At 61.1% G+C, this 23,631-nt stretch carries 24 protein-coding genes; 7 read left to right on the top strand and 17 right to left on the bottom strand.

Going from position 1 to position 23,631, the window contains the following annotated elements:
• Window positions 1-26 precede the first annotated feature (26 nt).
• Window positions 27-431, top strand: a complete 405-nt coding sequence (locus tag EPZ47_RS07120) for a low affinity iron permease family protein (RefSeq protein WP_135844145.1) — start codon at window positions 27-29, stop codon at window positions 429-431.
• A 48-nt stretch (window positions 432-479) separates the two neighbouring features.
• On the opposite strand, the gene EPZ47_RS07115 is transcribed toward EPZ47_RS07120, so the two are convergent.
• The 4 genes from EPZ47_RS07115 to fos form a co-directional block, all read right to left on the bottom strand.
• A complete protein-coding gene (locus EPZ47_RS07115) occupies window positions 480-1,388 on the bottom strand; it encodes an SDR family oxidoreductase (RefSeq protein WP_135844144.1) in 909 nt (302 codons plus the stop codon).
• A gap of 76 nt (window positions 1,389-1,464) precedes the next feature.
• Window positions 1,465-1,968, bottom strand: coding sequence for a DUF4142 domain-containing protein (locus EPZ47_RS07110; protein WP_135844143.1), 504 nt, complete (start codon window positions 1,966-1,968; stop codon window positions 1,465-1,467).
• A 281-nt stretch (window positions 1,969-2,249) separates the two neighbouring features.
• Window positions 2,250-3,599, bottom strand: coding sequence for a diguanylate cyclase domain-containing protein (locus tag EPZ47_RS07100; RefSeq protein WP_135844142.1), 1,350 nt, complete (start codon window positions 3,597-3,599; stop codon window positions 2,250-2,252).
• Window positions 3,600-3,787: 188 nt separating this feature from the next.
• Window positions 3,788-4,204 carry a fosfomycin resistance glutathione transferase gene (gene fos / locus EPZ47_RS07095; protein ID WP_135844141.1) on the bottom strand — a complete coding sequence of 139 codons (417 nt, stop codon included), beginning with the start codon at window positions 4,202-4,204 and terminating at the stop codon, window positions 3,788-3,790.
• A gap of 305 nt (window positions 4,205-4,509) precedes the next feature.
• Between fos and EPZ47_RS07090 the strand changes: the two genes are divergently transcribed.
• Complete coding sequence (locus EPZ47_RS07090) at window positions 4,510-5,739, top strand: aminotransferase class I/II-fold pyridoxal phosphate-dependent enzyme (RefSeq protein ID WP_135844140.1); 1,230 nt, start codon at window positions 4,510-4,512, stop codon at window positions 5,737-5,739.
• 12 nt (window positions 5,740-5,751) lie between these two features.
• Window positions 5,752-6,915, top strand: a complete 1,164-nt coding sequence (locus EPZ47_RS07085) for an MFS transporter (protein WP_135844139.1) — start codon at window positions 5,752-5,754, stop codon at window positions 6,913-6,915.
• On the opposite strand, the gene yiaY is transcribed toward EPZ47_RS07085, so the two are convergent.
• Window positions 6,912-8,060 carry an L-threonine dehydrogenase gene (gene yiaY / locus EPZ47_RS07080; protein WP_135844138.1) on the bottom strand — a complete coding sequence of 383 codons (1,149 nt, stop codon included), beginning with the start codon at window positions 8,058-8,060 and terminating at the stop codon, window positions 6,912-6,914. The two genes, EPZ47_RS07085 and yiaY, sit on opposite strands and share 4 nt — an antisense overlap.
• A 140-nt stretch (window positions 8,061-8,200) precedes the next feature.
• Between yiaY and EPZ47_RS07075 the strand changes: the two genes are divergently transcribed.
• Window positions 8,201-9,220 carry a DUF4917 family protein gene (locus EPZ47_RS07075; RefSeq protein ID WP_135844137.1) on the top strand — a complete coding sequence of 340 codons (1,020 nt, stop codon included), beginning with the start codon at window positions 8,201-8,203 and terminating at the stop codon, window positions 9,218-9,220.
• Between the two features lie 176 nt (window positions 9,221-9,396).
• Here the strand turns inward: EPZ47_RS07075 and EPZ47_RS07070 are convergent, their stop codons facing one another.
• The 6 genes from EPZ47_RS07070 to EPZ47_RS07045 all read right to left on the bottom strand — a co-directional run bounded on the left by EPZ47_RS07070 (window position 9,397) and on the right by EPZ47_RS07045 (window position 14,093).
• A complete protein-coding gene (locus EPZ47_RS07070) occupies window positions 9,397-9,741 on the bottom strand; it encodes a YegP family protein (RefSeq protein WP_135844136.1) in 345 nt (114 codons plus the stop codon).
• A gap of 81 nt (window positions 9,742-9,822) precedes the next feature.
• Complete coding sequence (locus EPZ47_RS07065; RefSeq protein WP_135844135.1) at window positions 9,823-10,404, bottom strand: DJ-1/PfpI family protein; 582 nt, start codon at window positions 10,402-10,404, stop codon at window positions 9,823-9,825.
• Window positions 10,405-10,631: 227 nt separating this feature from the next.
• Window positions 10,632-11,846: a class I SAM-dependent methyltransferase gene (locus tag EPZ47_RS07060; protein ID WP_135844134.1), complete on the bottom strand. Its 1,215-nt coding sequence runs from the start codon at window positions 11,844-11,846 to the stop codon at window positions 10,632-10,634.
• Between the two features lie 205 nt (window positions 11,847-12,051).
• Window positions 12,052-12,669 carry a TPM domain-containing protein gene (locus EPZ47_RS07055; protein ID WP_135844133.1) on the bottom strand — a complete coding sequence of 206 codons (618 nt, stop codon included), beginning with the start codon at window positions 12,667-12,669 and terminating at the stop codon, window positions 12,052-12,054.
• Between the two features lie 28 nt (window positions 12,670-12,697).
• Window positions 12,698-13,441, bottom strand: coding sequence for a TPM domain-containing protein (locus tag EPZ47_RS07050; RefSeq protein ID WP_135844132.1), 744 nt, complete (start codon window positions 13,439-13,441; stop codon window positions 12,698-12,700).
• Window positions 13,442-13,484: 43 nt separating this feature from the next.
• On the bottom strand, window positions 13,485-14,093 hold the full coding sequence (locus EPZ47_RS07045) for a LemA family protein (RefSeq protein ID WP_135844131.1): 609 nt from the start codon (window positions 14,091-14,093) through the stop codon (window positions 13,485-13,487).
• A 253-nt stretch (window positions 14,094-14,346) separates the two neighbouring features.
• Between EPZ47_RS07045 and bglX the strand changes: the two genes are divergently transcribed.
• Window positions 14,347-16,638: a beta-glucosidase BglX gene (gene bglX / locus EPZ47_RS07040; RefSeq protein WP_135844130.1), complete on the top strand. Its 2,292-nt coding sequence runs from the start codon at window positions 14,347-14,349 to the stop codon at window positions 16,636-16,638.
• 129 nt (window positions 16,639-16,767) lie between these two features.
• Here the strand turns inward: bglX and EPZ47_RS07030 are convergent, their stop codons facing one another.
• The 5 genes from EPZ47_RS07030 to EPZ47_RS07010 form a co-directional block, all read right to left on the bottom strand.
• Window positions 16,768-17,925 (bottom strand): phospholipase D-like domain-containing protein, encoded by a 1,158-nt coding sequence (locus EPZ47_RS07030; protein WP_135844129.1) that lies wholly within the window; start codon window positions 17,923-17,925, stop codon window positions 16,768-16,770.
• A gap of 1 nt (window position 17,926) precedes the next feature.
• Window positions 17,927-18,517, bottom strand: coding sequence for a YceI family protein (locus EPZ47_RS07025; RefSeq protein ID WP_135844128.1), 591 nt, complete (start codon window positions 18,515-18,517; stop codon window positions 17,927-17,929).
• A gap of 205 nt (window positions 18,518-18,722) precedes the next feature.
• On the bottom strand, window positions 18,723-19,031 hold the full coding sequence (locus EPZ47_RS07020) for an amidase (protein ID WP_135844127.1): 309 nt from the start codon (window positions 19,029-19,031) through the stop codon (window positions 18,723-18,725).
• Window positions 19,028-20,122, bottom strand: coding sequence for a serine hydrolase domain-containing protein (locus EPZ47_RS07015; protein WP_135844126.1), 1,095 nt, complete (start codon window positions 20,120-20,122; stop codon window positions 19,028-19,030). The genes EPZ47_RS07020 and EPZ47_RS07015 overlap by 4 nt, the downstream gene beginning before the upstream one ends.
• Window positions 20,123-20,296: 174 nt before the next feature.
• Window positions 20,297-21,181, bottom strand: coding sequence for an acyl-CoA dehydrogenase middle domain-containing protein (locus tag EPZ47_RS07010; RefSeq protein ID WP_135844125.1), 885 nt, complete (start codon window positions 21,179-21,181; stop codon window positions 20,297-20,299).
• A gap of 153 nt (window positions 21,182-21,334) precedes the next feature.
• Here EPZ47_RS07010 and olsB point away from each other — a divergent pair, with 153 nt between their 5' ends.
• Both olsB and EPZ47_RS07000 read left to right on the top strand, forming a co-directional pair.
• Window positions 21,335-22,090: an L-ornithine N(alpha)-acyltransferase gene (olsB, locus tag EPZ47_RS07005; RefSeq protein WP_135844124.1), complete on the top strand. Its 756-nt coding sequence runs from the start codon at window positions 21,335-21,337 to the stop codon at window positions 22,088-22,090.
• The gene (locus EPZ47_RS07000; RefSeq protein WP_135844123.1) at window positions 22,090-22,881 is read left to right on the top strand and encodes a lysophospholipid acyltransferase family protein; all 792 of its coding nucleotides are present in this window, start codon (window positions 22,090-22,092) and stop codon (window positions 22,879-22,881) included. The genes olsB and EPZ47_RS07000 overlap by 1 nt, the downstream gene beginning before the upstream one ends.
• 119 nt (window positions 22,882-23,000) lie before the next feature.
• On the opposite strand, the gene EPZ47_RS06995 is transcribed toward EPZ47_RS07000, so the two are convergent.
• Complete coding sequence (locus tag EPZ47_RS06995; RefSeq protein ID WP_135844122.1) at window positions 23,001-23,585, bottom strand: acyl carrier protein phosphodiesterase; 585 nt, start codon at window positions 23,583-23,585, stop codon at window positions 23,001-23,003.
• Window positions 23,586-23,631: the final 46 nt, after the last annotated feature.

Here is a 23,631-nt window from a genome sequence, read left to right as displayed (position 1 = left end):
AGGTGCATCCCACAAGGAAAACAGCAATGACCTTCGCAAAAATCGCACAAAAACTGGCCCTCTGGGCGGGGAGCCCCAAGACCTTTTTGGGGGCCATCGTGTTGCTGGTGCTATGGGCCGTCAGCGGACCTTTTTTCCAGTTCAATGATACGTGGCAGCTGATCATCAACACGTCGACGACGATCATTACCTTCCTGATGGTGTTCCTGATTCAGAACACGCAGAACCGTGATACCGACATCTTGCATCTGAAGGTCGACGAGTTATTGCGAGCGACCAAGAATGCGCAAAATGCGATGCTCGGGCTCGAAGCGCTGGATCTCAAGCAATTGGAGGCGCTGAGAAAGCATTACCAGGCGATGGGTGAAGACGAAGTCAAAGGCCTGGAAGGCTTGGAGGAAAAGAACAAGATCGATCTGAACCAGTGTTGAGTGGGGCGCGCGAGTGGTGGTGTGCCACTCGCACGGTCCGGTCAAGCATCAAGGTAGCGGATTGCCGCCCGTCACGCCGAACACTTCTCCAGTGATGTAACTCGACTCCTGGGATGCCAACAACACATAAAGCGGCGCGCATTCGGCCGGTTGACCTGGACGTTTCATCGGCACCTGGGAGCCGAACGTAGGAATCTTCTCTTGCGGTTGTCCGCCGCTGGGTTGCAGCACGGTCCAGATCGGCCCCGGTGCCACGGCGTTGACACGGATGCCCTTGCCGATGACCTGCCCGGCCAGCGCCTTGGTGAATGCCACGATGGCCGCTTTGGTGGTGGCGTAATCCAACAGCGTCGCGGACGGGTCGTAGGATTGGATCGATGCCGTATTGATCACGGTCGCTCCCGCCGGCATCAGCGGCACCGCCGTCTTGCAGAGCCAGAACATCGCATAGATGTTGGTTTTCATGGTGTCGTCGAATTGCGCAGTGGTGATGTCGGCAAGGTCTTTTTGCGCTTCCTGTTTGCCGGCGACATTCACCAGAATATCCAGGCCACTCAATTGCTCGTGAGCACTTCTCACCAGTTGGACGCAAAAGGCTTCGTCCTTGAGATCGCCCGGTATTGCAATGGCCTTGCGCCCTTCGGCTTCGATCAGTTCGATGACTTGCCGCGCATCCCGCTCTTCACTGGGCAAATAATTGATCGCTACATCGGCCCCCTCCCGGGCATAGGCGATGGCGGCCGCGCGGCCGATCCCCGAGTCGCCACCGGTAATCAGCGCCTTGCGCCCTTCCAGGCGGCCGAAACCTTGATAGCTTTTTTCGCCGTGATCCGGCTTGGGCACCATGTCCTGGTCGATGCCCGGAGGCGACTGGGGTTGGTCGGGAAAGGGTGGACGAGGATATTGAGTCAGCGGGTTCTGCATCGCGTATTGGTTGGGTTCTCGGCGTGTGGACATCGAGGCTCTCCTTTTCTGCGGGCAAGATGAACCAGAGCGCGAGCGCTCCGGTCCTGAATGTAAAACGTACGGCGAATCAGCGGCTGGCCTGGAGCGCCCGGGCCATTTTGAGATGGGTTTGCAATTTAGGCAGCGTTTCGTCGGCGAAAGCCTTTATTTCTGGCACTTCGGTGCTCTGGGCCTGCTGTTGGATCTGCGCGATGGCGTCCTCGGTGGCCTTGACCTGGCTGGCGGCATAGGCGGCTTCGAACGACTCGCCCTCCTGCACCTGCGGCATCAGGGTCTTGGCCTTGTCAGCGACCTCTTCACGGGGCGCGACCGGCAGGTCGAGCTTCTTCGCGATCTTCGCCAGGTGCTGATTGGCAGTGGTGCGGTCGTTGATCACCATAATGGTGTAATCCTTGACCTCTCTGGATTCGGCTTTCCCGTGGGCCATGCGACTGGCTTCGATGTCGGCCATGCCTTTGGCCGAAGCATCGTTGATGAATTCGACAGGCGATTGAGCCCAGGCACTGCCGGCACCCAGGCCCATCAGCACGACAAGACTGGTGGTACGAAAAAAGGTGGCCATACGGCTCATGGTCGCGCCCTCCTCTGATAAAAGTTTCTGGCGGGTTTCCCTGCCTCTGAATCAGAACCACCTGTGACGATTTAGCGAGACGCCTGGCGCGGTTTTCGGCCAAATACTGCTTTCACGACGCTCGTGTTGGTGGTTCTCCCACTTTTGCGACCCACTTCAAACGTCTTGGTTCGATCGCGGGCGATGTTTCCGGCGAGCGGGATCCGCCTTACATAGGAAAGGGACAGTGCCTGAAAGGTTTGAAAAAAACGTCTAACACCACGACGAACGGTGGTGCGCGGTCAGATGCCGGACGCCTCGTGATTCTGGCGTTTGGCGGCGTACATCGCCGCGTCGGCGTGACGGAACAGTGCCACGTCCTCAGTGCCATGGTCGGGGAAACAGGCCACGCCGATGCTCGGCTCGATGCTCAGGCAATGCCCGTCCAGGCGTAGCGGCTGGGCCAGCGTATGACGGATTTTCTCCTGTACGCGATGGGCATCTTCCAAAGTCTGAATGCTATGGAGCAGGACCACGAACTCATCGCCGCCTATGCGCGCCACGGTGTCGGTATCCCGGATACATCCCTTGAGACGACTGGCCACCGCTTGCAACAGCATGTCACCCACCCCATGGCCGTAGGTGTCGTTGATCTGTTTGAAGCGATCCAGGTCGATGTACAGCAAGGCCATGCGCCCTGACGCAGCGCGAGCGGTGACCAGTGCGGCCTTGAACCGGTCACGCAGCAATGCGCGGTTGGGCACTTGGGTCAATTGATCGTACTGCGCCATGTGCTGCAACCGGGCGTGCAATTGCTGACGCTCGATGGCGATGGTGACCTGTGCACAGACGTATTGCAGCAGTTCCTTGTCCTGCTCGGTGTAGCGTTCGTTGTCTGGGGCGCTCTTGACGATCAACGCGCCGATCGTACCGTTCTGCGAGTTCAGCGGTACGCCCAGCCAACAAGGCGCGTCCGGACGCGCCACGAGGTCGGAAAAACCTGGCGGCAACTGGCGGCAACCGGGGGTCAGCAGGATCGGCTGACCACTGCGAATCACCTCAGCGCACAAACGCCCGGTGATCGTACCGGGCAATTCAGGCTGCCGCTCCAGATCGTCAACGTGGTAAGGAAAGTTCAGTTGCGCACATTGCTCGTCATACAACGCCACCGAAAAATTCAGCGCCGGCAACCACTCGCCAATGATCAGGTGGATGCGCTTGAACAACGCCAGCAAATCCGCCGCTGCGTGGGCCGCCTCGGAAATCGCATACAACGCCGCCTGCCGGGACTCGGCCTGCTTGCGCTCGGTGATGTCCCGCGCCACGGCGATCCGCAGTTGATCCACCGGCGACCAGCGCGCCGACCACAAAATGTGCACCACCTGGCCATCCTTGCGCAGGTAGCGGTTCTCGAAATTGAGCTTGGGCTCGCCGTCCATGATCTCCCGTGCCGCCTCAAGGGTTCGCTGGCGGTCGGCAGGGTGCACCATGTCGATCATCGGCCGGCCAATCAACTCCTGCGGGGTGTAGCCGAAAATGCGCTCACAGGCGGCACTGACAAACACGAACCGCCCTTGTCCATCGACGGCACACACAGCGTCCATCAAAAGATCGATGTAACTGGCCAGCGGCGCGGAACTTCGAGTATCCATGGTGCTGGAGGTCATCCGGATGATGCGGCGGTGAGTGAGTCCGGGGGGCAGTTCACCACGCTGATACAGCGTGCAGCCCTGACACGCCCCCATACATACGATGAGGATAGCGTAAGTGATCAGTATGAAAACGGTGAGATCCGCAAGACAACATCGACGAGTACCGCAACGCCAGACAACTCGCCCCCTCACGGATCCGTAAAAAACTCCATTCCCGCATAAGGAGCCTGCCGACAAGCCTTCAGCCTGGAAGCCAGGTCCCCCACATGGACCTCAAGCTTGTGCCCATCCGGATCGAGGAAGTAACACGAATCACCTTCACTGCGATTGTCGCGCCAGGGCGTTACCTGGGCGGCGTTCAGCCGCGCCATCAGCAATGGAAAATTTCCCGCATCGATGCTGAACGCGTAATGGGTGTAGTCCGCGGCGGGCTCGGTTTTTCGCGCCGGGTCCAGGGACAGGCACAACCATAACCCAGGCAGCGACAGATAAGCCCCGCTGTCCCACTTGGCCTCAAGACGAAGCTGCAGCAGCTCGCGATAAAACCCCACGCTGCGGTCCAGATCGGTGACGGCAAGGGTCAGATGATTGAAGCCTGAGAGCATGGATAAGCAACCTTTAGAAAGATATCGACGTTACGCCGCCAACCGGTGTCGCGCCTGCGCTGCTGGCAAAGCGAAACGCAGCATATTCGGGGGTAAAAACACGACTTCACCGAGCTCTGACGGCGCGAATGGATTTGCCGCCCAAGCCCTTAGGCAAGGTCCTACACAGAAGTCTCCCGTAACACTCAAACACACCAGAAATAGCCGATTCAAAGCCCGGCACAACGATCTGTAAAGTCTGGAAACACACAGATATTGAAACACCCCACGGACAGCACCACTCAACCAAGGAATGTAATCGCGCCATGACTGCACAATCGACCCATCACTTCACCAACTACCGCAAAGCCATTTCCCTCGCGGATCCGGACTGGAAGAGCGCCGAAGTCGGAAAAATCTCGGGGCTGAATGTCGAGGTCAAGACCCCCAATGTCCTGGTCGACCAGTACGGCCGGACCTTTCATCACTTCTGCACCACTTCCTACCTGGGCCTGGATTACCACCCCGCGCTGCTGGACGGCGCCATGACCGCCCTATGGGAAACCGGGACCCTGCGTGTGGCCAACTCAAAGAATCGCTGCAAGCTGGCGATCCTGGACCAATACGAAACCCAATTGTCAGAGTTGTTTGGCGCCAGCTGCCTCAGCGCCCTGTCGTGCAGTGCTGCCAGCGCCGGGATCCTGCCGTTGCTGGCCAGCGGCGTGCTGACGGACAATCGGCCACCGGTGATGGTGTTTGATAAACATGCCCATTACTCGATGAATCACATCAAGGCTGCCTGCGCCGATGAAACTCAAGTCATCACGTGCCCGCACAATGACATGGATTTCCTCGAAGACCTGTGCAAACAACAACGCAACGTGGCCTACGTGGCCGATGGCGCCTACAGCATGGGCGGCGTAGCGGATCTGGACAGCCTGCTGTATCTCAAACATCGTTATGGCCTGTTTCTCTACCTGGACGACTCTCACGCGCTGTCTACCGTAGGACAATGCGGCGCTGGCCTGGCCCGTTCGCGCTTCCATGCGGTGGACGAGCGCACCCTGATTGTCGCCTCACTGGCCAAGTCATTCGGGGCCAGTGGCGGGCTGGCCATGTTTGGCAGTGAACGGCACAAAGCGTTGGTGCAACGCTATGGAGGACCGAGCAACTGGTCCCAAAGCCTGAACGCAGCGGCCATTGGCGCCGGCATGGCCTCGATCCGCCTGCACCGCAGCCGGGAATTCAGTGCCTTGCAGGAGCGTTTGCAGGCTAATATCCGCCTCTTCGACAGCCTCGTTCGTACCGAACAGCGCAGCAGCCCCATGGCGATCCGTCTGATGCCCTGCGGTGAAGCGACCCTGGCCAATAGCGTGGCGGTCGAACTGGCCGAGCTGGGGTATTTCACTTCAGCGGTCTTTTTCCCCGTGGTACCGCAAGGCAAGGCCGCAATCCGCATCACTCTGCGTGCCGATATGGAGCCCAACGTGATTCGCTCATTCTGCGAACGGCTCAGCGACCTGCTGCTGGCCCACGGACGTGACATCCGCCCTTGAAACGAGTGCTTGATGAAGAACCGCACGACCCTGATCGTCACCTGCACCACCGTCTTCCTCGCGCAGCTGGGCATGAGCATCTACTTGCCGGCCCTCCCCGATATCGCCCGGGACCTGGGGAGCGATGCGTCCCGGGCATCCTGGGGGTTGTCGGTGTACCTGATCGGCATGGCGCTGCCCATGTTGTTGTGGGGCAGCCTGGGCCAGCGCCTGGGGCGCAAACCGATCTTGCTGGCGGCTTTGGGGCTGTACGGCCTGGCCAATATGGCCCTGCCGTTGGGCACGACAGTGGAGGCATTCCTGGCGTTCAGGCTGATCCAGGGCATCGGTGCCAGCGGCATCTCGGTGATGGCGCGGGTGTTGATTCGTGACAGTTTCAGCGGCGATCTGTTGGCCAAGGCCCTGTCATGGATATCGATTGCCTTCGTGATCGCCCTCGGCATCGGCCAGTACCTGGGCTCGCTGATCCAGGCGGCTTTCGGGTGGCAGGCGATCTTCTACGGGCTAGGCGCTAGCAGCCTGGCCATGGCAGCGGCCGTGTCCCGGGCACGGTTCCCGGCGCTGACAGAGGCCCGCAACGGGCAATCGGCGGGGCGTATTTACGTGCAGATACTCAGGTGCCGTGGTTTTCTGCTACCAGCATTCGCAGGTGGTCTGGGTTACGGAGTGATCGTCGCCTTCAATACCGCCGCACCGCTGATTCTGCAGGAAAGCTTCCACTGGTCGCCCATTGAGTACGGTCTGCTGGGCTGGCCGATCAGCGCAGCGTATCTGCTCGGCGCGCTGGTGGTGAACGCTTTTGTGTTGCGTACCGGCCAACGACGGATGATGGGCTGGGGCATCGCACTGGTGCTGGGCGGTAGCGCGACCATGCTGGCAGGCAGCCTCACCCTGAGCAGCATCGCGTTGCTCTTCTGGCTGCCGTATTGCTTCGCGGTGTTCGGCCAGTCGTTGACCTATCCCATCAGCCTGTCCCTGGCCAACGAGGGTTCACCGGTGGCCGGTGCCTACGCCATGGCGTTGAGCGGTTTTCTGCATCAACTGATGGCGTCGGTGATGGGCGCCATGGCCAGCCTGTTGTTGAGCCAACAGGCCTGGCCGCTGGCAGCGTTGTGCACGCTGCTGGGGATGGCGGCGATGTTATGCGTGAGGTTCATGCCGCCACGGGCCCCTTAAAACGCGCTGCGGAAAATTTCTTCGATCTGCCGCTGATCCGCCGCTCGCGGGTTGGTCAGGCCGCAAGCGTCTTTCAAGGCATTGGCAGCCAACACCGGGACGTCATTGAGGCGCACGCCCAAGTCACGCAAACCGGCCGGAATTTCCACGTCATGGGCCAGGCGACGAATCGCCGCAATGGCGGCCTGGGCGCCCTCTTCCGGGCTGAACCCGCGCGTGTCGACACCCATCGCCTGCCCCACGTCGGTCAGGCGAGCAGCGCACACCAAGGCGTTGAAGCTCTGCACATGAGGCAGTAGCACCGCGTTGCATACACCGTGAGGCAAATCGTAAAAGCCACCCAACTGGTGCGCCATCGCGTGTACGAAACCCAGGGAAGCATTGTTGAACGCCATCCCCGCCAGAAACTGCGCGTAGGCCATGTTCTCCCGCGCCGTCAGATCGCTACCATCGCGTACGACCTTGCGCAGATTCTCGCTGATCAGGGTGATGGCTTTCAGCGCGCAGGCATCGGTGATCGGATTGGCAGCGGTGGACACATAAGCCTCGACCGCATGGGTCAACGCATCCATGCCCGTGGCGGCGGTCAGGCCCTTGGGCATCGCCACCATCAGGGCCGGGTCGTTGACCGACATGAGCGGGGTCACGTTGCGATCGACAATCGCCATTTTCACGTGGCGGGTTTCGTCGGTGATGATGCAAAAACGGGTCATTTCGCTGGCGGTGCCGGCCGTGGTGTTGATGGCGATCAACGGCAATTGCGGCTTGCTCGAGCGGTCGACGCCTTCGTAGTCACGGATCTGGCCACCGTTGGTGGCGCACAGGGCGATGCCCTTGGCGCAATCGTGGGGCGAACCACCGCCCAGCGACACCACGAAATCGCACCGGCTCTCCTTCAGCAGTCCCAATCCGAGTTCGACATTGGCAATGCTCGGGTTGGGCTTGGCACCGTCGAAGATCACAGAATCGATGTCCTGCAGCGCCAGTTGCTCGGCCACCATATTCGCGACGCCGGCCTTGGCCAGCCCGGCGTCGGTGACGATCAGCGCCTTGCGAAAACCGTAGTTGCGGATGGCGGTCATCGCTTCATCGAGGCAGCCCAGCCCCATGATGTTCACGGCGGGAATGAAAAAAGTACTGCTCATGGGGTCACGCTCCTGGTTGAGGCCGGATCGGCAGGGCCTACAGAATGACCGAGTAGTCACAGCGTATCTTGATCTGGCTCAAGACTGGGTCGTGATAAAGTCGCGCCCTGCCTTTTGCCACGTTTGGGATAAGCTTCGCGATGACCGATTTCCAGGAATATGACGCCCGGCTCGAAGACTGGGAGGCCTTGCGCGCCCATACCACCTTCAGCGGCTTGCTGGTGGGCAATGGTGCCAGCCGCGCCGTATGGGACGATTTCGGCTATGACTCGTTGTTCGAAAATGCCCGCACCGTTGAAGAAAAGCCGCTGAGCCCGTCGGAACTGAGCGTGTTCGACGCGATGCAGACGCGCAGTTTCGAGCAAGTGCTCGGCGCGCTGAAAACCACCAGCCGAGTCAACAAGGCCCTGGCCGTCAGCTCCGCCGCCCCGCGCAATCGCTACTACGCGATCAAAGAAGCGCTGATCAACACCGTGCACGCTGTGCATATCCCCTGGCGACTGGTGCAGCCGTCAACCCTGGCGACGCTCAACCAGGAGCTGAGTCGCTACCGCACGGTGTTCACCACCAACTACGATTTGCTCAACTATTGGGCGATCCAGCATGCGCCGCAGACCCTCACCGACTTGTTCCTCGGCAGCGACCACGGTTTTGATCTGAGCCAGGTAGCCACGGACAAACCGCGCCTGCTGTACCTGCACGGCGGCCTGCACCTGGTGCGCAACCAGGACGGCACGGCGCGCAAGCTCACCTCCACCGAGGGCACGCTGCTGGGCAGTTTCGCCATCAACAACACGATCAAGACCCTCGACGACGTGCCGCTGTTCGTCAATGAAGGCCCTAGCCAGGACAAGCTCAAGACCATCCGCAGCTCCGACTACCTGTCGTTCTGCTATGACCAGTTGCTGCACCACGGCGACAACCTGTGCCTGTTCGGTCATGCCTTGGGCGAGCAGGACAGCCACATCGTGCATGCCCTGCGCCTGGCTGCGCCGAAAACCGTGGCAATTTCGATCTACCCGCGTAGCCAGGCGTTCATCCAGCACCAGAAGCGCCATTACGCCAAAGTGTTCCAGGGGTTGGGGGTGGAACTGCGGTTCTTCGATGCCAAGAGCCATCCGTTGGGCGATCCGAAGCTGTCGGTGCCGGTGGAGGTTTAACCTGCGCATGCATGACCTGGAAACCCACCTTCAGGTCAGTGCATGGTTTGGCTCGGCGCTGTAGGAGCTGGCGAAGCCTGCGATCCTTTGATCTTTCGCTTGGGACTCAAGCGCCTGCGGAAAGATCGCAGCCTCGCTTCGCTCGACAGCTCCTACGCCGTCTACCGGGGGGAAACTCAAAGCGCCGCCAGGGTCTTGTCCTTGATCACCGTCGTCGGTCCGTTGGCCTTGACGCTGGCGATACCTTTGTCCCGGGCGGCGTCCGAGGCGTAGGCCTCGCTGCTGCCAATCACCTCGTGGTTGGCGGCCTTGAGATTGAAGTACGGATGGCCGTCCTTGGTGTTCTTGAGTTCATAGCGTTCGGCCAACGGACTGTTTTTCTGTACCGACGCGATGCCGCCGTCAGCGCCGCTACGGGTGGCATACAGCTCGCTGGTCAAAATCGTTTCGGCGTTGGCCGCCTTGAGCACAAACCGAAACTGGCCGTTGCTGCTTTTGCTGATTTCGTACCATCCAGACATAGGAGTTCTCCTCAGGCGCGCAAATAGTTGCCCAAGCAGTAAAGACCCGCGGCGCTTGTTCTGCCAGTCAGGCCCGCCGCGCTATAGGGTGATGGCCGTGCCCAGCAAGGTCAGGAACCCCGCCAACCAGTTCGGGTGCGCCGGCCACGCCGGGGCGGTCGCCAGATTGCCCTGGACGTGGCCTTCGGTCACCGGAATATCGATAAAGGTCCCGCCCGCCAGACGTACTTCCGGGGCGCACGCAGGATAAGCGCTGCATTCGCGCCCTTCCAGAATGCCCGCGGCCGCCAGCAACTGCGCGCCGTGGCACACCGCAGCAATCGGCTTACCCGCCTGGTCGAAATCACGCACCAGTTGCAGGACCTTTTCATTCAGGCGCAGGTATTCCGGCGCACGCCCGCCCGGCACCAGCAGCGCGTCGTAGTCAGCGGCTTCGACACTGGCGAAGTCATGATTGAGGGCAAACAAGTGTCCCGGTTTTTCGCTGTAGGTCTGGTCGCCTTCGAAGTCATGGATCGCCGTGCGCACGGTTTGCCCGGCAGTTTTGTCCGGGCAAACCGCGTGCACGGTGTGGCCGATCATCTGCAAGGCTTGGAATGGCACCATGACTTCATAGTCTTCGACGTAATCGCCGACCAGCATGAGGATCTTCTTAGCGGCCATGGGGTGGGGCTCCTTTGGGGATGCGTTAGGGGTGAACGCATTAAAGGTAGCCCGGTACGTCGATCGCAGAGCGATAACCCGTCATTACCGGACGGGCTGCACATTGATGAAGTGCGGGACAGGGTCCTGTGGGAGCGGGCTTGCTCGCGAAAGCGGAGTGTCAGCCAACAACTCAGGGGCTGATACACCGCCTTCGCGAGCAAGCCCGCTCCCACAAGGGTTCAGCGCTAGAGATAACCATCGCTGCGCAGCAAGGTTTCCAGGCAGTGTTCGGTGACGTGGTAGAACGCCTTGAGCTCCTGGATTTTCGCCAGCAGCTCGGTCGGATCCATCGGTTCGGCGCGTTTGACGGCCAGGATCATCTTGTTCTTGTTGGTGTGGTCCAGGGAGATGAACTCGAACACCTTGGTTTCGTAGCCACAGGCTTCCAGAAACAACGCCCGCAAGCTGTCGGTGACCATTTCCGCCTGCTGGCCCAGGTGCAGGCCGTATTGCAGCATCGGCTTGAGCAACGCCGGGCTCTGGATTTGCAGACGGATCTGCTTGTGGCAGCACGGCGAGCACATGATGATCGAAGCGCCGGAGCGAATACCCATGTGAATCGCGTAGTCGGTGGCGATGTCACAGGCGTGCAAGGCGATCATCACGTCCACCGCGCTCGGCGCCACGCTGCGCACGTCACCGTGCTGGAAGCTCAGGCCCGGATGCTCCAGGCGCGCGGCGGCTTCGTTGCACAGCTTGACCATGTCTTCGCGCAGTTCAACACCGGTCACCACGCCTTGGGCCTGCAAGGTATTGCGCAGGTAATCGTGAATGGCGAAGGTCAGGTAGCCCTTGCCCGAGCCGAAATCCGAAACCCGCACCGGTTTGTCCAGCGCCAGCGGCGAGGAGGTCAGCGCATGGCTGAAAACTTCGATGAATTTGTTGATTTGCTTCCACTTGCGCGACATCGCCGGAATCAGCTCGTGCTTGTGGTTAGTCACGCCCAGATCAGCCAGGAACGGCCGACTCAGGTCGAGGAAGCGATTTTTCTCGCGGTTGTGCTCGGCCGATGGCACTTCCCGCAGTTGCTGGGGTTTGCTCTTGAACAGCGAGCTCTTGCCCTTTTTGCTGTATTCCAACTGCGCCTCGTCGGTGACCGCCAGCAAATGCGCGTTCTTGAACGACGCTGGCACCAGCGCGGCGATGGTCGCCACGCCTTCGGTCAGCGGGAAGTTTTTGGTGATGTCGCGGGTCTTGTAGCGGTAGACGAAGGACAGGCACGGCTGATCCTTGACCGTCAGTTGCTTGATGATCAGCCGTTGCAGGTCCGCTTCATCCCCCACGTACTTGGCCAGCACCAGTTTGATGAACGCGCTCTGCTCAAGGCTGGTTTGCAGCAGCTCGACGAACTGGGCGTGGTGATCCGGCGCGGGACGGGCGGGGGTTGCGGTGACAGACATGAAAAAGCGGCCTCGGGGCGGGGCGAATCGGGAATGGCGGGTATTTTAGGGGGGATGGGGAGTGAGGGCACGGGAAAATTCGTGGGCAATGAGTTTATCTGTGGGAGCAAGGCTTGCCCGCGATGCAAGCACCGCAATCCTGCGGGCAAACCGAGTTATCGTTCATCGCGGGCAAGCCTTGCTCCCACGGGCTTTGCTTTCCACGCTAGCCCAGAACCACCAACCGATTGGGCAGTTCATTGCGCTCGTGGGTCACCGGCACATGCACCTTGAGCAATTCGCCACAGGCTTCGATGCAAGTCACGAAGCCCTCCAGTGTCCGCCCCTGGCGAACCTGCTGGGTGAATGCCGCGACGATGGCATCCCAACTCTTGTTGTCGAGGCGCTTGGAAATGCCTTCATCCACCAGAATTTCCACATACCGCTCGGCTTCGCAAACAAAGATCAGCATTCCTGTGCTGCCCACCGTGTGGTGCAGGTTCTGTTCGAGAAACTGTCGGCGCGCCAGGTTGGAGGCCCGCCAATGGCGCACCGAACGAGGGACCAAATGGGTGGTGACTTTTGGAATGCGAAACAGCAGGCACAGCACGATGAAACTGATCCACTGCACCATCAACAGACTGTGCATGGCCAACCAGCCCGTGAGGTAATGCAGCACGCCGGGCACCACCAGGGCCAACAGGCTGGCCCACAACAGCGGAATATAGGCGTAGTCGTCAGCACGGGCGGCGAGCACGGTGACCAGTTCGGCGTCGGTTTCGCGCTCGACCCGGGCGATGGCCTCGGCGACCTTGCGTTGTTCGTGTTCAGTCAGTAACGCCATGGTTAAAAGTACCTGCTCATTATTATTGTCACCAGCCGCCCGACGAACCGCCGCCCCCGAAACTGCCCCCGCCGCCGCTGAAACCACCGCCACCACCACCGCCGCCAAAGCCTCCTCCACCGGAGCCGCCGGAGCCACCTCGGCCCGCTGGCAGGATACCCAGCATCTGGCAAATGAATATCGTCACGATAAACAGCAACACCAGGAAGATGAACAACCCGGGATGACGCTCGACAAAATCGCCCTGTTCCCGCCCGTCCGCACTGTACACCGGCGCCGGTTCATCCAGCGGGCTGCCGCCCAACACCAGCAGCATCGCCGCCACGCCGTCGCTGACGCCTTTGTTGAAGTTACCGGTCTTGAAGGCCGGGGTGATCACCTGGTTGATGATCACCGAACTCTGGGCATCGGTCAGGCGATCTTCCAGACCGTAGCCCACTTCGATCCGCAGTTTACGGTCGTCCCGGGCCACGATCAGCAACGCGCCGTTGTTTTTATCCTTCTGCCCGATACCCCAATGACGCCCCAGTTGATAACCGAAATCTTCAATGCTGGTGCCTTGCAGGTCCGCCAGTGTGACGACCACCACTTGTTCGCCGGTGGCCTGCTCATGGGCCTTGAGCTGCCCGTCCAGTTGCCCGCGCACCGAAGGATCGAGCATCTGGGCGGTGTCCACCACCCGCCCGGTCAGCGCCGGAAACTTCAATTCGGCCTGGGCCGTGACTGCAAACACCCAGAGCAGCAGCACCAGGCCAATTTTCAACACGCGCATTGGAACCTCATCCGTGGTAACGCCATAGCCTGTGGAGCATTGATCAGAACTTCACTTCAGGCGCTTTCTCGGCGTTGGGGCTGGTGGCCTCGAAGGTTTCGCGGATCGGCAGGTCGCTGTACATCACGCTGTGCCACAGGCGACCGGGGAAGGTGCGGATTTCGGTGTTGTACTTCTGCACTGCCAGGATGAAATCACGGCGGGCCACGGCGATGCGGTTCTCGGTGCCTTCAAGCTGCGATTGCAAGGCCAGGAAATTCTGGTTGGCCTTGAGGTCAGGGTAACGCTCGACCACCACCATCAGCCGGCTCAAGGCGCCGCTCAACTGGTCCTGGGCCTGCTGGAACTGTTTGAGTTTTTCCGGGTTGTCCAAGGTGCCGGCATCGACCTGGATCGACGTGGCCTTGGCCCGCGCTTCAATCACGGCGGTCAGGGTTTCCTGCTCATGCTGGGCATAACCCTTGACGGTTTCCACCAGGTTGGGAATCAGGTCGGCGCGGCGCTGGTACTGGTTCTGCACCTGGCCCCAGGCAGCCTTGGCCTGTTCATCCAGGGTCGGAATGTTATTGATGCCGCAACCGGCCAGCAGCGAAGTGAACAGCATCAGGGCCAGCATTTGCAGGCCAGTGCGGTGGTTCAATCGTAAGTTCATCGGGTGAAGCTCCCCTATACATTCCATTGAGAAAAACACAGCCACCTATCTCACCGGCGTCTGGGGCATAATCTGCCGCCGCCACTGGATTGAATCGGGTCGATGGGCTAAAAGATGCGCAGTACGAAACTAAGTTCAGCCCAATGGGTTCGAAAGTGTGCTGCATTTAACTGAACAACAATAGCCGCTCCTCACATTTTGGCTGACCGGCGTGTCCTGATCACCGCCCTTTAGGCTTGCGAGAAAACTATTCATGAAGAAGCTGTGTTTGCTGGGCCTGTTTGTCAGTCTGGCCAGTCAATCCGTATTAGCCGACAACCTGCCAGCCCCCATAGAGAACAAGGACGCGTTCATCAGTAACCTGATGAAGCAAATGACCCTCGAAGAGAAGATCGGCCAATTGCGCCTGATCAGCATCGGCCCGGAAATGCCTCGGGAGATGATCCGCAAGGAAATCGCCGCCGGCAACATCGGTGGCACGTTCAACTCCATCACTCGCGATGAAAACCGTCCGATGCAGGACGCGGCCATGCGCAGTCGGTTGAAGATCCCGATGTTCTTCGCCTATGACGTGATCCACGGCCACCGCACGATTTTCCCGATCCCCCTGGCCTTGGCCTCGAGCTGGGACATGGACGCTATCTACCGCTCCGGGCGAGTTGCAGCCCAGGAAGCCGCGGCCGACAGCCTGGACATTACCTTCGCGCCGATGGTCGACATTTCCCGCGACCCACGCTGGGGCCGGACCTCCGAAGGCTTTGGCGAGGACACCTACCTGGTGTCGCGCATCGCCGGCGTAATGGTCAAGGCGTTCCAGGGCACCGGCGCCAACGCAGCCGATAGCATCATGGCCAGCGTCAAGCACTTCGCCCTGTACGGCGCGGTAGAAGGTGGTCGGGACTACAACACCGTGGACATGAGCCCGGTGAAAATGTACCAGGACTACCTGCCGCCCTATCGCGCCGCCATCGACGCCGGAGCCGGCGGGGTGATGGTCGCGCTGAACTCGATCAACGGCGTGCCCGCCACCGCCAACACCTGGCTGATGCACGACCTGCTGCGCAAGGAATGGGGCTTCAAGGGGCTGGCGGTCAGTGACCATGGCGCCATCTTCGAGCTGATCAAGCACGGCGTCGCCAAGGACGGTCGCGAAGCGGCGAAGCTGGCGATCAAGGCCGGCATCGACATGAGCATGAACGACTCGCTCTATGGCAAAGAACTACCAGGGCTGCTCAAGGCCGGTGAGATCGAGCAGAGCGACATCGATAACGCGGTACGGGAAGTGCTCGCGGCCAAATACGACATGGGCCTGTTCAAGGATCCGTACCTGCGCATTGGCAAGGCCGAGGATGACCCGGTCGACACCTATGCCGAAAGCCGTATGCACCGCGCCGATGCCCGTGACGTGGCGCGCCGCAGCCTGGTCCTGCTGGAAAACCGCAACCAGACCCTGCCCCTGAAGAAGACGGCGAAGATCGCCCTGGTCGGCCCGCTGGCCAAGGCACCGATCGACATGATGGGCAGTTGGGCCGCCGCCGGGCGTCCTGCGCAATCGGTCACCCTGTTCGACGGCATGACCCGCGCCCTGGGCGCCGAGTCGAAGCTGATCTACGCCCGTGGCGCCAACATCACCAGCGACAAGAAGGTGCTCGACTACCTGAACTTCCTCAACTTCGATGCGCCGGAAGTGGTGGACGACCCGCGTCCGGCCCAGGTGCTGATCGACGAAGCCGTCAAAGCCGCCAAGGAAGCCGATGTAGTGGTGGCCGCCGTGGGTGAGTCCCGGGGCATGTCCCACGAATCGTCGAGCCGCACCGAACTGGATATTCCCGCCAGCCAGCGCGAACTGATCAAGGCCCTGAAGGCTACCGGCAAGCCGCTGGTGCTGGTGTTGATGAATGGCCGCCCACTGTCGCTGCTGCAAGAGCAGCAACAGGCTGACGCGATCCTGGAAACCTGGTTCAGCGGCACCGAAGGCGGCAACGCCATCGCTGACGTGCTGTTCGGCGACTACAACCCGTCGGGCAAACTGCCGATTTCCTTCCCACGCTCGGTCGGGCAGATTCCTACCTACTACAACCACCTGAGCATCGGCCGGCCATTCACGCCGGGCAAGCCGGGCAACTACACCTCGCAATATTTCGATGACACCACGGGCCCGCTCTACCCGTTCGGCTACGGCCTGAGCTATACCCAGTTCAGCCTCTCGGACATGGCCCTATCGTCGACCACGCTGAACAAGACCGGCAAGCTCGACGCCAGCGTAACGGTGGAAAACACCGGCAAGCGTGACGGCGAAACCGTGGTGCAGTTGTACATCCAGGACGTGACCGGCTCGATCATCCGCCCGGTGAAGGAACTGAAAAACTTCCGCAAGGTGATGCTCAAGGCCGGTGAGAAAAAAGTCGTCCACTTCACCATCACCGAAGATGACCTGAAGTTCTTCAACGCCCAGCTCAAATACGCGGCTGAGCCAGGTAAGTTCAACGTGCAGATCGGCCTGGATTCCCAGGAGGTGAAGCAGCAGAGTTTTGAGTTGCTCTGATCCTCAGGCAACACAAACTCCCTGTGGGAGCGGGCTTGCTCGCGAACGCGGTGTATCAGTCAGCAATTGAGTCGGCTGACACACCGCGTTCGCGAGCAAGCCCGCTCCCACATTGGTTTTCGGTGAACCCTAACCCCGTCGCCCCAGCAAATTCACCACCAACCGATCCACCCACCCCCACAATCGCTGCTTGACCCGCTTCCATAGCGGCCGACGTTGCCAGGCGTCGAGGCTGACTTGCAGGCTCTGGGCAAAGTCACGTTCGAAACTCGCTGCCACGGCACTGCTGAGCCCGGGGTCGAGGGCTTCGAGGTTGGCTTCCAGATTGAAGCGCAGGTTCCAGTGATCGAAATTGCACGAGCCGATGCTGACCCAATCGTCCACCAGCACCATTTTCAGGTGCAGGAAACACGGCTGGTATTCGAATATTTGCACCCCGGCCTTGAGCAATCGCGGGTAGTAACGATGCCCGGCGTAGCGCACGGACGGATGATCGGTGCGCGGGCCAGTGAGCAGCAGGCGCACGTCGATGCCCCGTGCGGCGGCTTTGCGCAAGGAGCGACGCACGTTCCAGGTCGGCAGGAAATACGGTGTCGCCATCCAGATCCGTTTCTGACCGCTGTTAAGCGCCCGGGACAACGATTGCAGAATGTCGCGATGCTGACGGGCGTCGGCATACGCCACCCGGCCCATGCCCTCACCTACCAGTGGAACGCGGGGCAAGCGTGGCAAACCAAAGTTGGAGGCGGGTTTCCAGGCACGGCGATGGCGGTTGGCGAGCCATTGGCGGTCAAACAGCAACTGCCAGTCGAGCACCAGCGGGCCGACGATTTCCACCATCACTTCGTGCCACTCACAGTGGTCATCGAGAGGGTTCCAGAATTCATCGGTCACGCCGGTGCCGCCGACCACCGCCAGACGCTGATCCACCAATAACAGCTTGCGGTGATCACGGTAGAGATTGCGCACCCAACGGCGCCAGCTCAGGCGATTGTAGAAGCGCAGCTCTACACCGGCCTCGGTCAGGCGGTTGCGCAGGCCAAGGGTAAACGCCAGGCTGCCGTAGTCATCGAACAGGCAGCGCACCCGCACGCCGCGCTCGGCGGCCTGGACCAGGGCCTGGACCATCGCCTCGGCGCAAGCCCCCGCCTCCACCAGGTACAGTTCCAGTTCGACCTGTTCCCGGGCCCGGGCGATTTCCACCAGCATGCGCGGGAAAAACTGCGGGCCGTCAATCAACAGCTCGAAGCGATTGCCTTCACGCCAGGGAAATACTGGGCCGCTCATGTCAGCGCGCCGTAAAAATCAGCACCGCATTCACCGGCACCGATAGGCTGATGGCCGATAGCCCGGCCAGGTTTCGCAGTTTTTCCAGGCCCGGCGCCAAGTCGAAATCCGCCGCGTTGAGCACCACCGGCTCCAGGGTCACCACTTGGAAACGTCGTTCATCCAAGCGTGTCGCCAACAGTTCGGCCTGGTACTCATGCTGCTTGCCATGCAGGTTCACCGTCAGTGGCAGGCGCAGTTCCAACTGCGCGCCGTTGGCCAGATCCTGGATCGGCGCCAAGTCGATCTGCCCGGTGATGCTGGCTTCGGCAAATTGCTTGATCTCGAACAACTCGGCCCGCATGCGCTCGTCCCGCAGGGGAATGCCGCTGTTGATGGAGTCCAGCTCCACCTCCAGGCGGGCCAATCCGTTAGGCTGGACTTGACCATGAAGCACCAGGAACCGCTGGACCTCGGAGACATTGCCGTTTTTGCTGCTGATGAACGACAGCCGCGACGATTCGCCGTCCAGGTACCAATTGGCCTGGGCCGGCAGCGCGGCGCAGGCCAGCAGCAAGGTCGCGACAGCGTGAGAAAAAGACCGCTTGAACATACACACTCGGGGGGCAGATAAACCTGTGGCGAACCTTAACCGGGCCGAGGGCGCTTGCAAACTGTCTGTTGCAACAACTGCCCAGGAATACAGGGAACCTGTGGTGAAGGCGTTCATCTGTGGGAGCAAGGCTTGCCCGCGATGACGTTTTTGAAATCGCCATCGCGGGCAAGCCTTGCTCCCACAGTAGAACCGGTGTCAGGCCTTACTCCAACCGACACCCCTGCCGCGCCCCCATCCACCGCGCGCTGCTGCTACGCCCCAACCCGCTGACGGTGACGCGCTTCGCTTCGGGGGTATCGAGAAAGTCGCTGATGGGCACCGACTGCTTCACATAGCCACGGCAATAATCAGCCGGTTGCTCCATCACGTAGCGACACGAACAATATTCCTTGGCGGTGTAAGCGCTGATGATGTCGGGAAAGGACCGCAGCGCCACGCGTTCAAGCCAGATCCAGCCCAGTAGAGCGATGAGAAGCGCCAACGCCAGAGTGAGCAACAGTTTGCGTCTCATGGCTGTACCGCCCCGGCGAACGCCGCCATGGCTCGCTTGAGCAGCTCGTTGTGGCGATAACGGCCATCGCGGTCATCGCCGTAGCGCACGATCACCAGGTTGGCGCTGGGGATGATGTACAACACCTGGCCCCAATGGCCCAACGCGGCGAAGGTATCCGATGGCGCATCGGGCCACGGACGGATCGTCGGGTCGGCGGCGCGGTTGAGCCACCAATGTCCGCCAGGGACGGCTTCGTCCTGGCCGGCCTGGAAGCGGGCGAAGGGCTCGCGATTGAACGCGATCCAATCCTTGGGGATCAACTGCCGTTCGCCCCAGCGACCGTCCCGTTGCATCAACAACCCGACACGCGCCAGGTCCCGCGCCGTGAGGTAGGCATAGGACGAGCCGACGAACGTGCCGCTGGCATCGGTTTCCCAGACAGCGTGGCGAATGCCCAAGGGTTCGAACAGGGCCGTCCAGGGGTAATCGGGGTAGCGCGCCGGGCCGACGATGTTTTTCAGCGCGGCCGCCAACAGGTTGCTGTCGCCGCTGGAATAACGGAACGCCTGCCCCGGCGGGCTGAAACTTTCGTGCTGCGCGGTGAAGGCCGCCATGTCGCGGCGTCCCCGGGTGTACAGCATCGCCACCACCGAGGAGTTGAGCGGCGCGTATTCGTAGTCCTCCTGCCAATCCAGGCCCGAGGCCCAGTGAAAAAGATCGGCGAGGGTCATGTCCGGGTGCTTGCTCAGCGCCGGGTAATATTTGGCCGCCGGCTCCTGCAGGCCAAACAGCTTTTCCCCGTAGGCCACGCCAAACACCGTCGCCATCAGGCTTTTGCTGATGGACCAGGTCAGGTGCGAGGTGTCGGCGGTGGTCGGTCCGGCATAGCGTTCATAGACCAGCCGACCGTTCTGGATCACCAGCAGCGCATCGGTGCGGATGCCTTCGCGGCTGACCTCGTCCCGAGGCGGGAAGGCGTATTGTTCCAGGGCTTCGATGGCCGGCCCGGAGGGACGCGGGCCGGTTGGCCACTGCTCGCCGGGCCAGTCTTCAGCGTGGACGCCCAGGGTGAGCAGCAGGAACGGGATCAGGAACCAGCCTTTGGACATGCTTGGGGCTCGGAGGGTTGAACCTGCTGAGTTTAAGCAGGCTTGATGACAGTTTGGATGTTTGTGTCGACAGTACCAACGCCATCGCGGGCAAGCCTTGCTCCCACAGGTCTACGACAGACTGTCATTTAACCCTGAACCTGTGGGAGCAAGGCTTGCCCGCGATGAGGCCCGTCAAGCCAATGAAGATTCCAACGCCTTGGCCAACCGCTTGGCCCGCGCCCCCGCCGCCATCTCCATCACCGCTTTATCCCGCGCCCACATCTCGCGCCACGCGTCAGGCCCGGCGGCCAGTGCCTCATTCAGCTCGCCAGCGAGCCCTTCAAACTGGGCGAACACCCCAGCCAGCAGCACATGCCCGACAGCACTGGACGGGTTGTGACGGCTCACCTCCGCGCAACCTGCCAGCAACGCCAGCAGGCGCAACTGCAAAGGCTGCGGCCAGTCGCACTCCTGTCCCACGCCATACAACCAGGCGGTCATGGCACTGAGCACATAAAGGTCTTCCAAGGTGCGGAACGGTTTGACGTAGGCATCCCAACCGTCGCCGGCCAACAACTCGCACAGCGCCCCGTCAAGCCGTACGCGGCCATGGCTGATGTCCGGCATCAAGGCGATGGCCGGGAGTTTTTCCAGGGTGACGCCAGGCTCGCCGGGATAGACCACCGCCAGGTTCAGGCGCGGCGCTTCACCGGGTGCTTCGCTGCGGGCGGCGACCAGCAACCATTCAGCGGCATCACCCGCGGTGACAAAATCCTTGCGCCCGCTCAGGCGCAAATCACTGAGGCGGGTCTGCAGGTCCGCCGGGCGCAGGCTGCGCTGTTCGGTGGCACACAAGGCACCGAGGCTCTGGGGTGCGCTCGGCCAAAGCACCCGCAGCGCCGCCTGATACCCCACCAGGAAAGCCAGCCCCGGCGTCGCCATCAACCGCGCCCCGGCCACCGCCAGTTCGAACGGCGTGACCGGCCCCAGGCGTTGTAGCAAGGTCGCATAACCCTCGGCCAGATCCGGATGGGCGGGCAGGCGTTCGCCGCGTTCGATCAGGGTTTGCCAGGGCATGGGGCGCTCCTTGAGGACTGTCATATAAGCATCACCAAAGCTTCATGGCGATGACACCGGGGCTACATAGCCTGACTTTGCACAACATGGCTGCATAAAGAAAGTCGATTGGCTCACCCCAAGACGGGTGCACAGCCCGCACGGAGATTCGCTATGACTCAGATCGCCCGCATCAGCGACACCGGCAATGAACGCCGCCTGCAAGCCGAACGCCTGATTGGCGCCAAAGCTCTGCAAGAAGCCCAGGCCCTGCGCTTCAACGTCTTCAGCGGCGAATTCAACGCCAAGCTCAAAGGCGCGGAAGTGGGTCTGGACATGGATGACTATGATGTTCACTGCGCCCACATCGGCGTACGCGACCTGAATACTGGCCGTCTCGTGGCGACCACTCGCCTGCTCGACCACCAGGCCGCCAGCAGCCTGGGCCGCTTCTACAGCGAAGAAGAATTCAGCCTTCATGGCCTGGTCCATCTCAAGGGCCCGATCCTGGAAATCGGTCGCACCTGCGTCGACCCGGCCTACCGCAACGGCGGCACCATCGCGGTGCTCTGGGGTGAACTGGCTGAAGTCCTGAACGAAGGCGGCTACAGCTACCTGATGGGCTGCGCGAGCATTCCGATGCAGGACGGCGGTATCCAGGCCCAGGCGATCATGCAGCGCCTGCGCGAACGCTACCTGTGCACCGAACACCTGCAAGCCGTACCGAAAAAACCGCTGCCGACCCTGGACGTGCCGTCCAACGTCATCGCCGAAATGCCTCCGCTGCTCAAGGCCTACATGCGCCTGGGCGCGAAGATTTGCGGCGAGCCATGCTGGGACGAGGATTTCCAGGTGGCCGACGTGTTCATCCTGCTCAAGCGCGACGAACTCTGCCCGCGCTATGCCCGTCACTTCAAGGCAGCGGTCTGATGAGTCGGTTGCGGGTGTACGCGCGTATCGCGCGAGTGCTGCTGGTGGTGGCGTTGGGCCTGAGCATGGCTTGCCTGTTCGGGTTGTTCGAACGCCTGGGGATTGCCAACTCCATGGTGCGTCGACAGCGTTGGTCGCGGTTCTTCATGGCGCGGTTGAGCCATGCCCTGCCCTTTTGCGTGACGGTCCACGGCCAGTTGCCGCAACGGCCGATGCTGTGGGTCAGCAACCATGTGTCCTGGACCGACATCCCGCTGCTGGGCATGCTCACGCCGCTGTCGTTCCTGTCCAAGGCCGAAGTGCGTACCTGGCCGGTGGCCGGATGGCTGGCCGCCAAGGCCGGCAGCCTGTTTATCCGTCGCGGCTCGGGTGACAGCCAGTTGATTCGCAAACAGATGAGCCGCCACCTGGAACAGGCTCATCCGCTGTTGATGTTCCCTGAGGGGACCACCACCGATGGCCGTTCCTTGCGTACTTTCCATGGTCGCTTGTTATCCGCGGCCATCGATGCCGACGTAGCGTTGCAACCGGTGGCGATCCGTTACCTGCGCAATGGCGAACCTGACTCGCTGGCACCGTTCATTGGGGATGACGACTTGCTGTCGCACCTGATGCGCTTGTTCACCAATGATCGGGGCGACGTGCACATTCACCTGCTGCAACCGATTGCCTGCCACGGCCAGGAACGCGCGGCCCTGGCCTTCCAGGCGCAGCAGGCGGTGCACAAGGCGTTGTTCGGCGTGATCCCGGAGAAACAGCAAGCGCCGATGCGGCCTGCGATCGCAGCCTGAACCGAGAACCTGTGGAAATCAAATCCCTTGTGGGAGCGCGCTTGCTCGCGAAGGCGGTTTAACATTCAGCAGAGATGTTGACTGAACCGCCGCTTTCGCGAGCAAGCCCGCTCCCACATTTAGTTTTGTGGTGCAATCTGGCTCAGCGCAAAATCCTGCAACTGTGGGTAGAACAGCCGGAAATCCTCGCTCAACGGCTCGTAGAGCCTGATCAACTCTTGCATCGCCCCGGCCAATTCCTCCGGCCGGGACAGGCGTCGGGAAATGCCGCGCAACACCTGCCCAAGCACCTCGAACTCCCGGTAAGAACCCAACCAGTCATCCGCTGCCATATAAGGCGCGATCTGCGCCAGGCGCCCCGGCAGTTGCGGTTCGGTATTGAGTACCTGGTACACCCGAGAGGTGAAATCCATCAGCGGCCCCTCGCCGTACAGCATCCAGTCCCGGGCCAGGCAGTGGTCGAAAAATACGTCGAGGACGATCCCGGCATAGCGCCGGCGTACCGTGGAAAAACGCGACAGGGCAACGTCCACCAAGGGATGGCGGTCGGTGTACATGTCGATGCGCCGATGCAAGGCAATCGCCGCTTCGATCCGGGCATCGTACTGCCCTTGCAGCGGCCCTTTGACGAAATCGCCGTAGAGACTGCCGAGCAATTGTTCCCGGCCGGGGCCGCCGAGGTGCAGGTGCGCGAGGTAGTTCATGGCGAGCAGCTTAGCATCGTCACGCCAATATCGTTATAACCCGATA

This window comes from Pseudomonas viciae, assembly GCF_004786035.1.
Lineage (GTDB): Bacteria > Pseudomonadota > Gammaproteobacteria > Pseudomonadales > Pseudomonadaceae > Aquipseudomonas > Aquipseudomonas viciae.
Note: the sequence above shows the minus strand (reverse complement) of the source record. Positions and strands in the feature narration are given on the sequence as shown.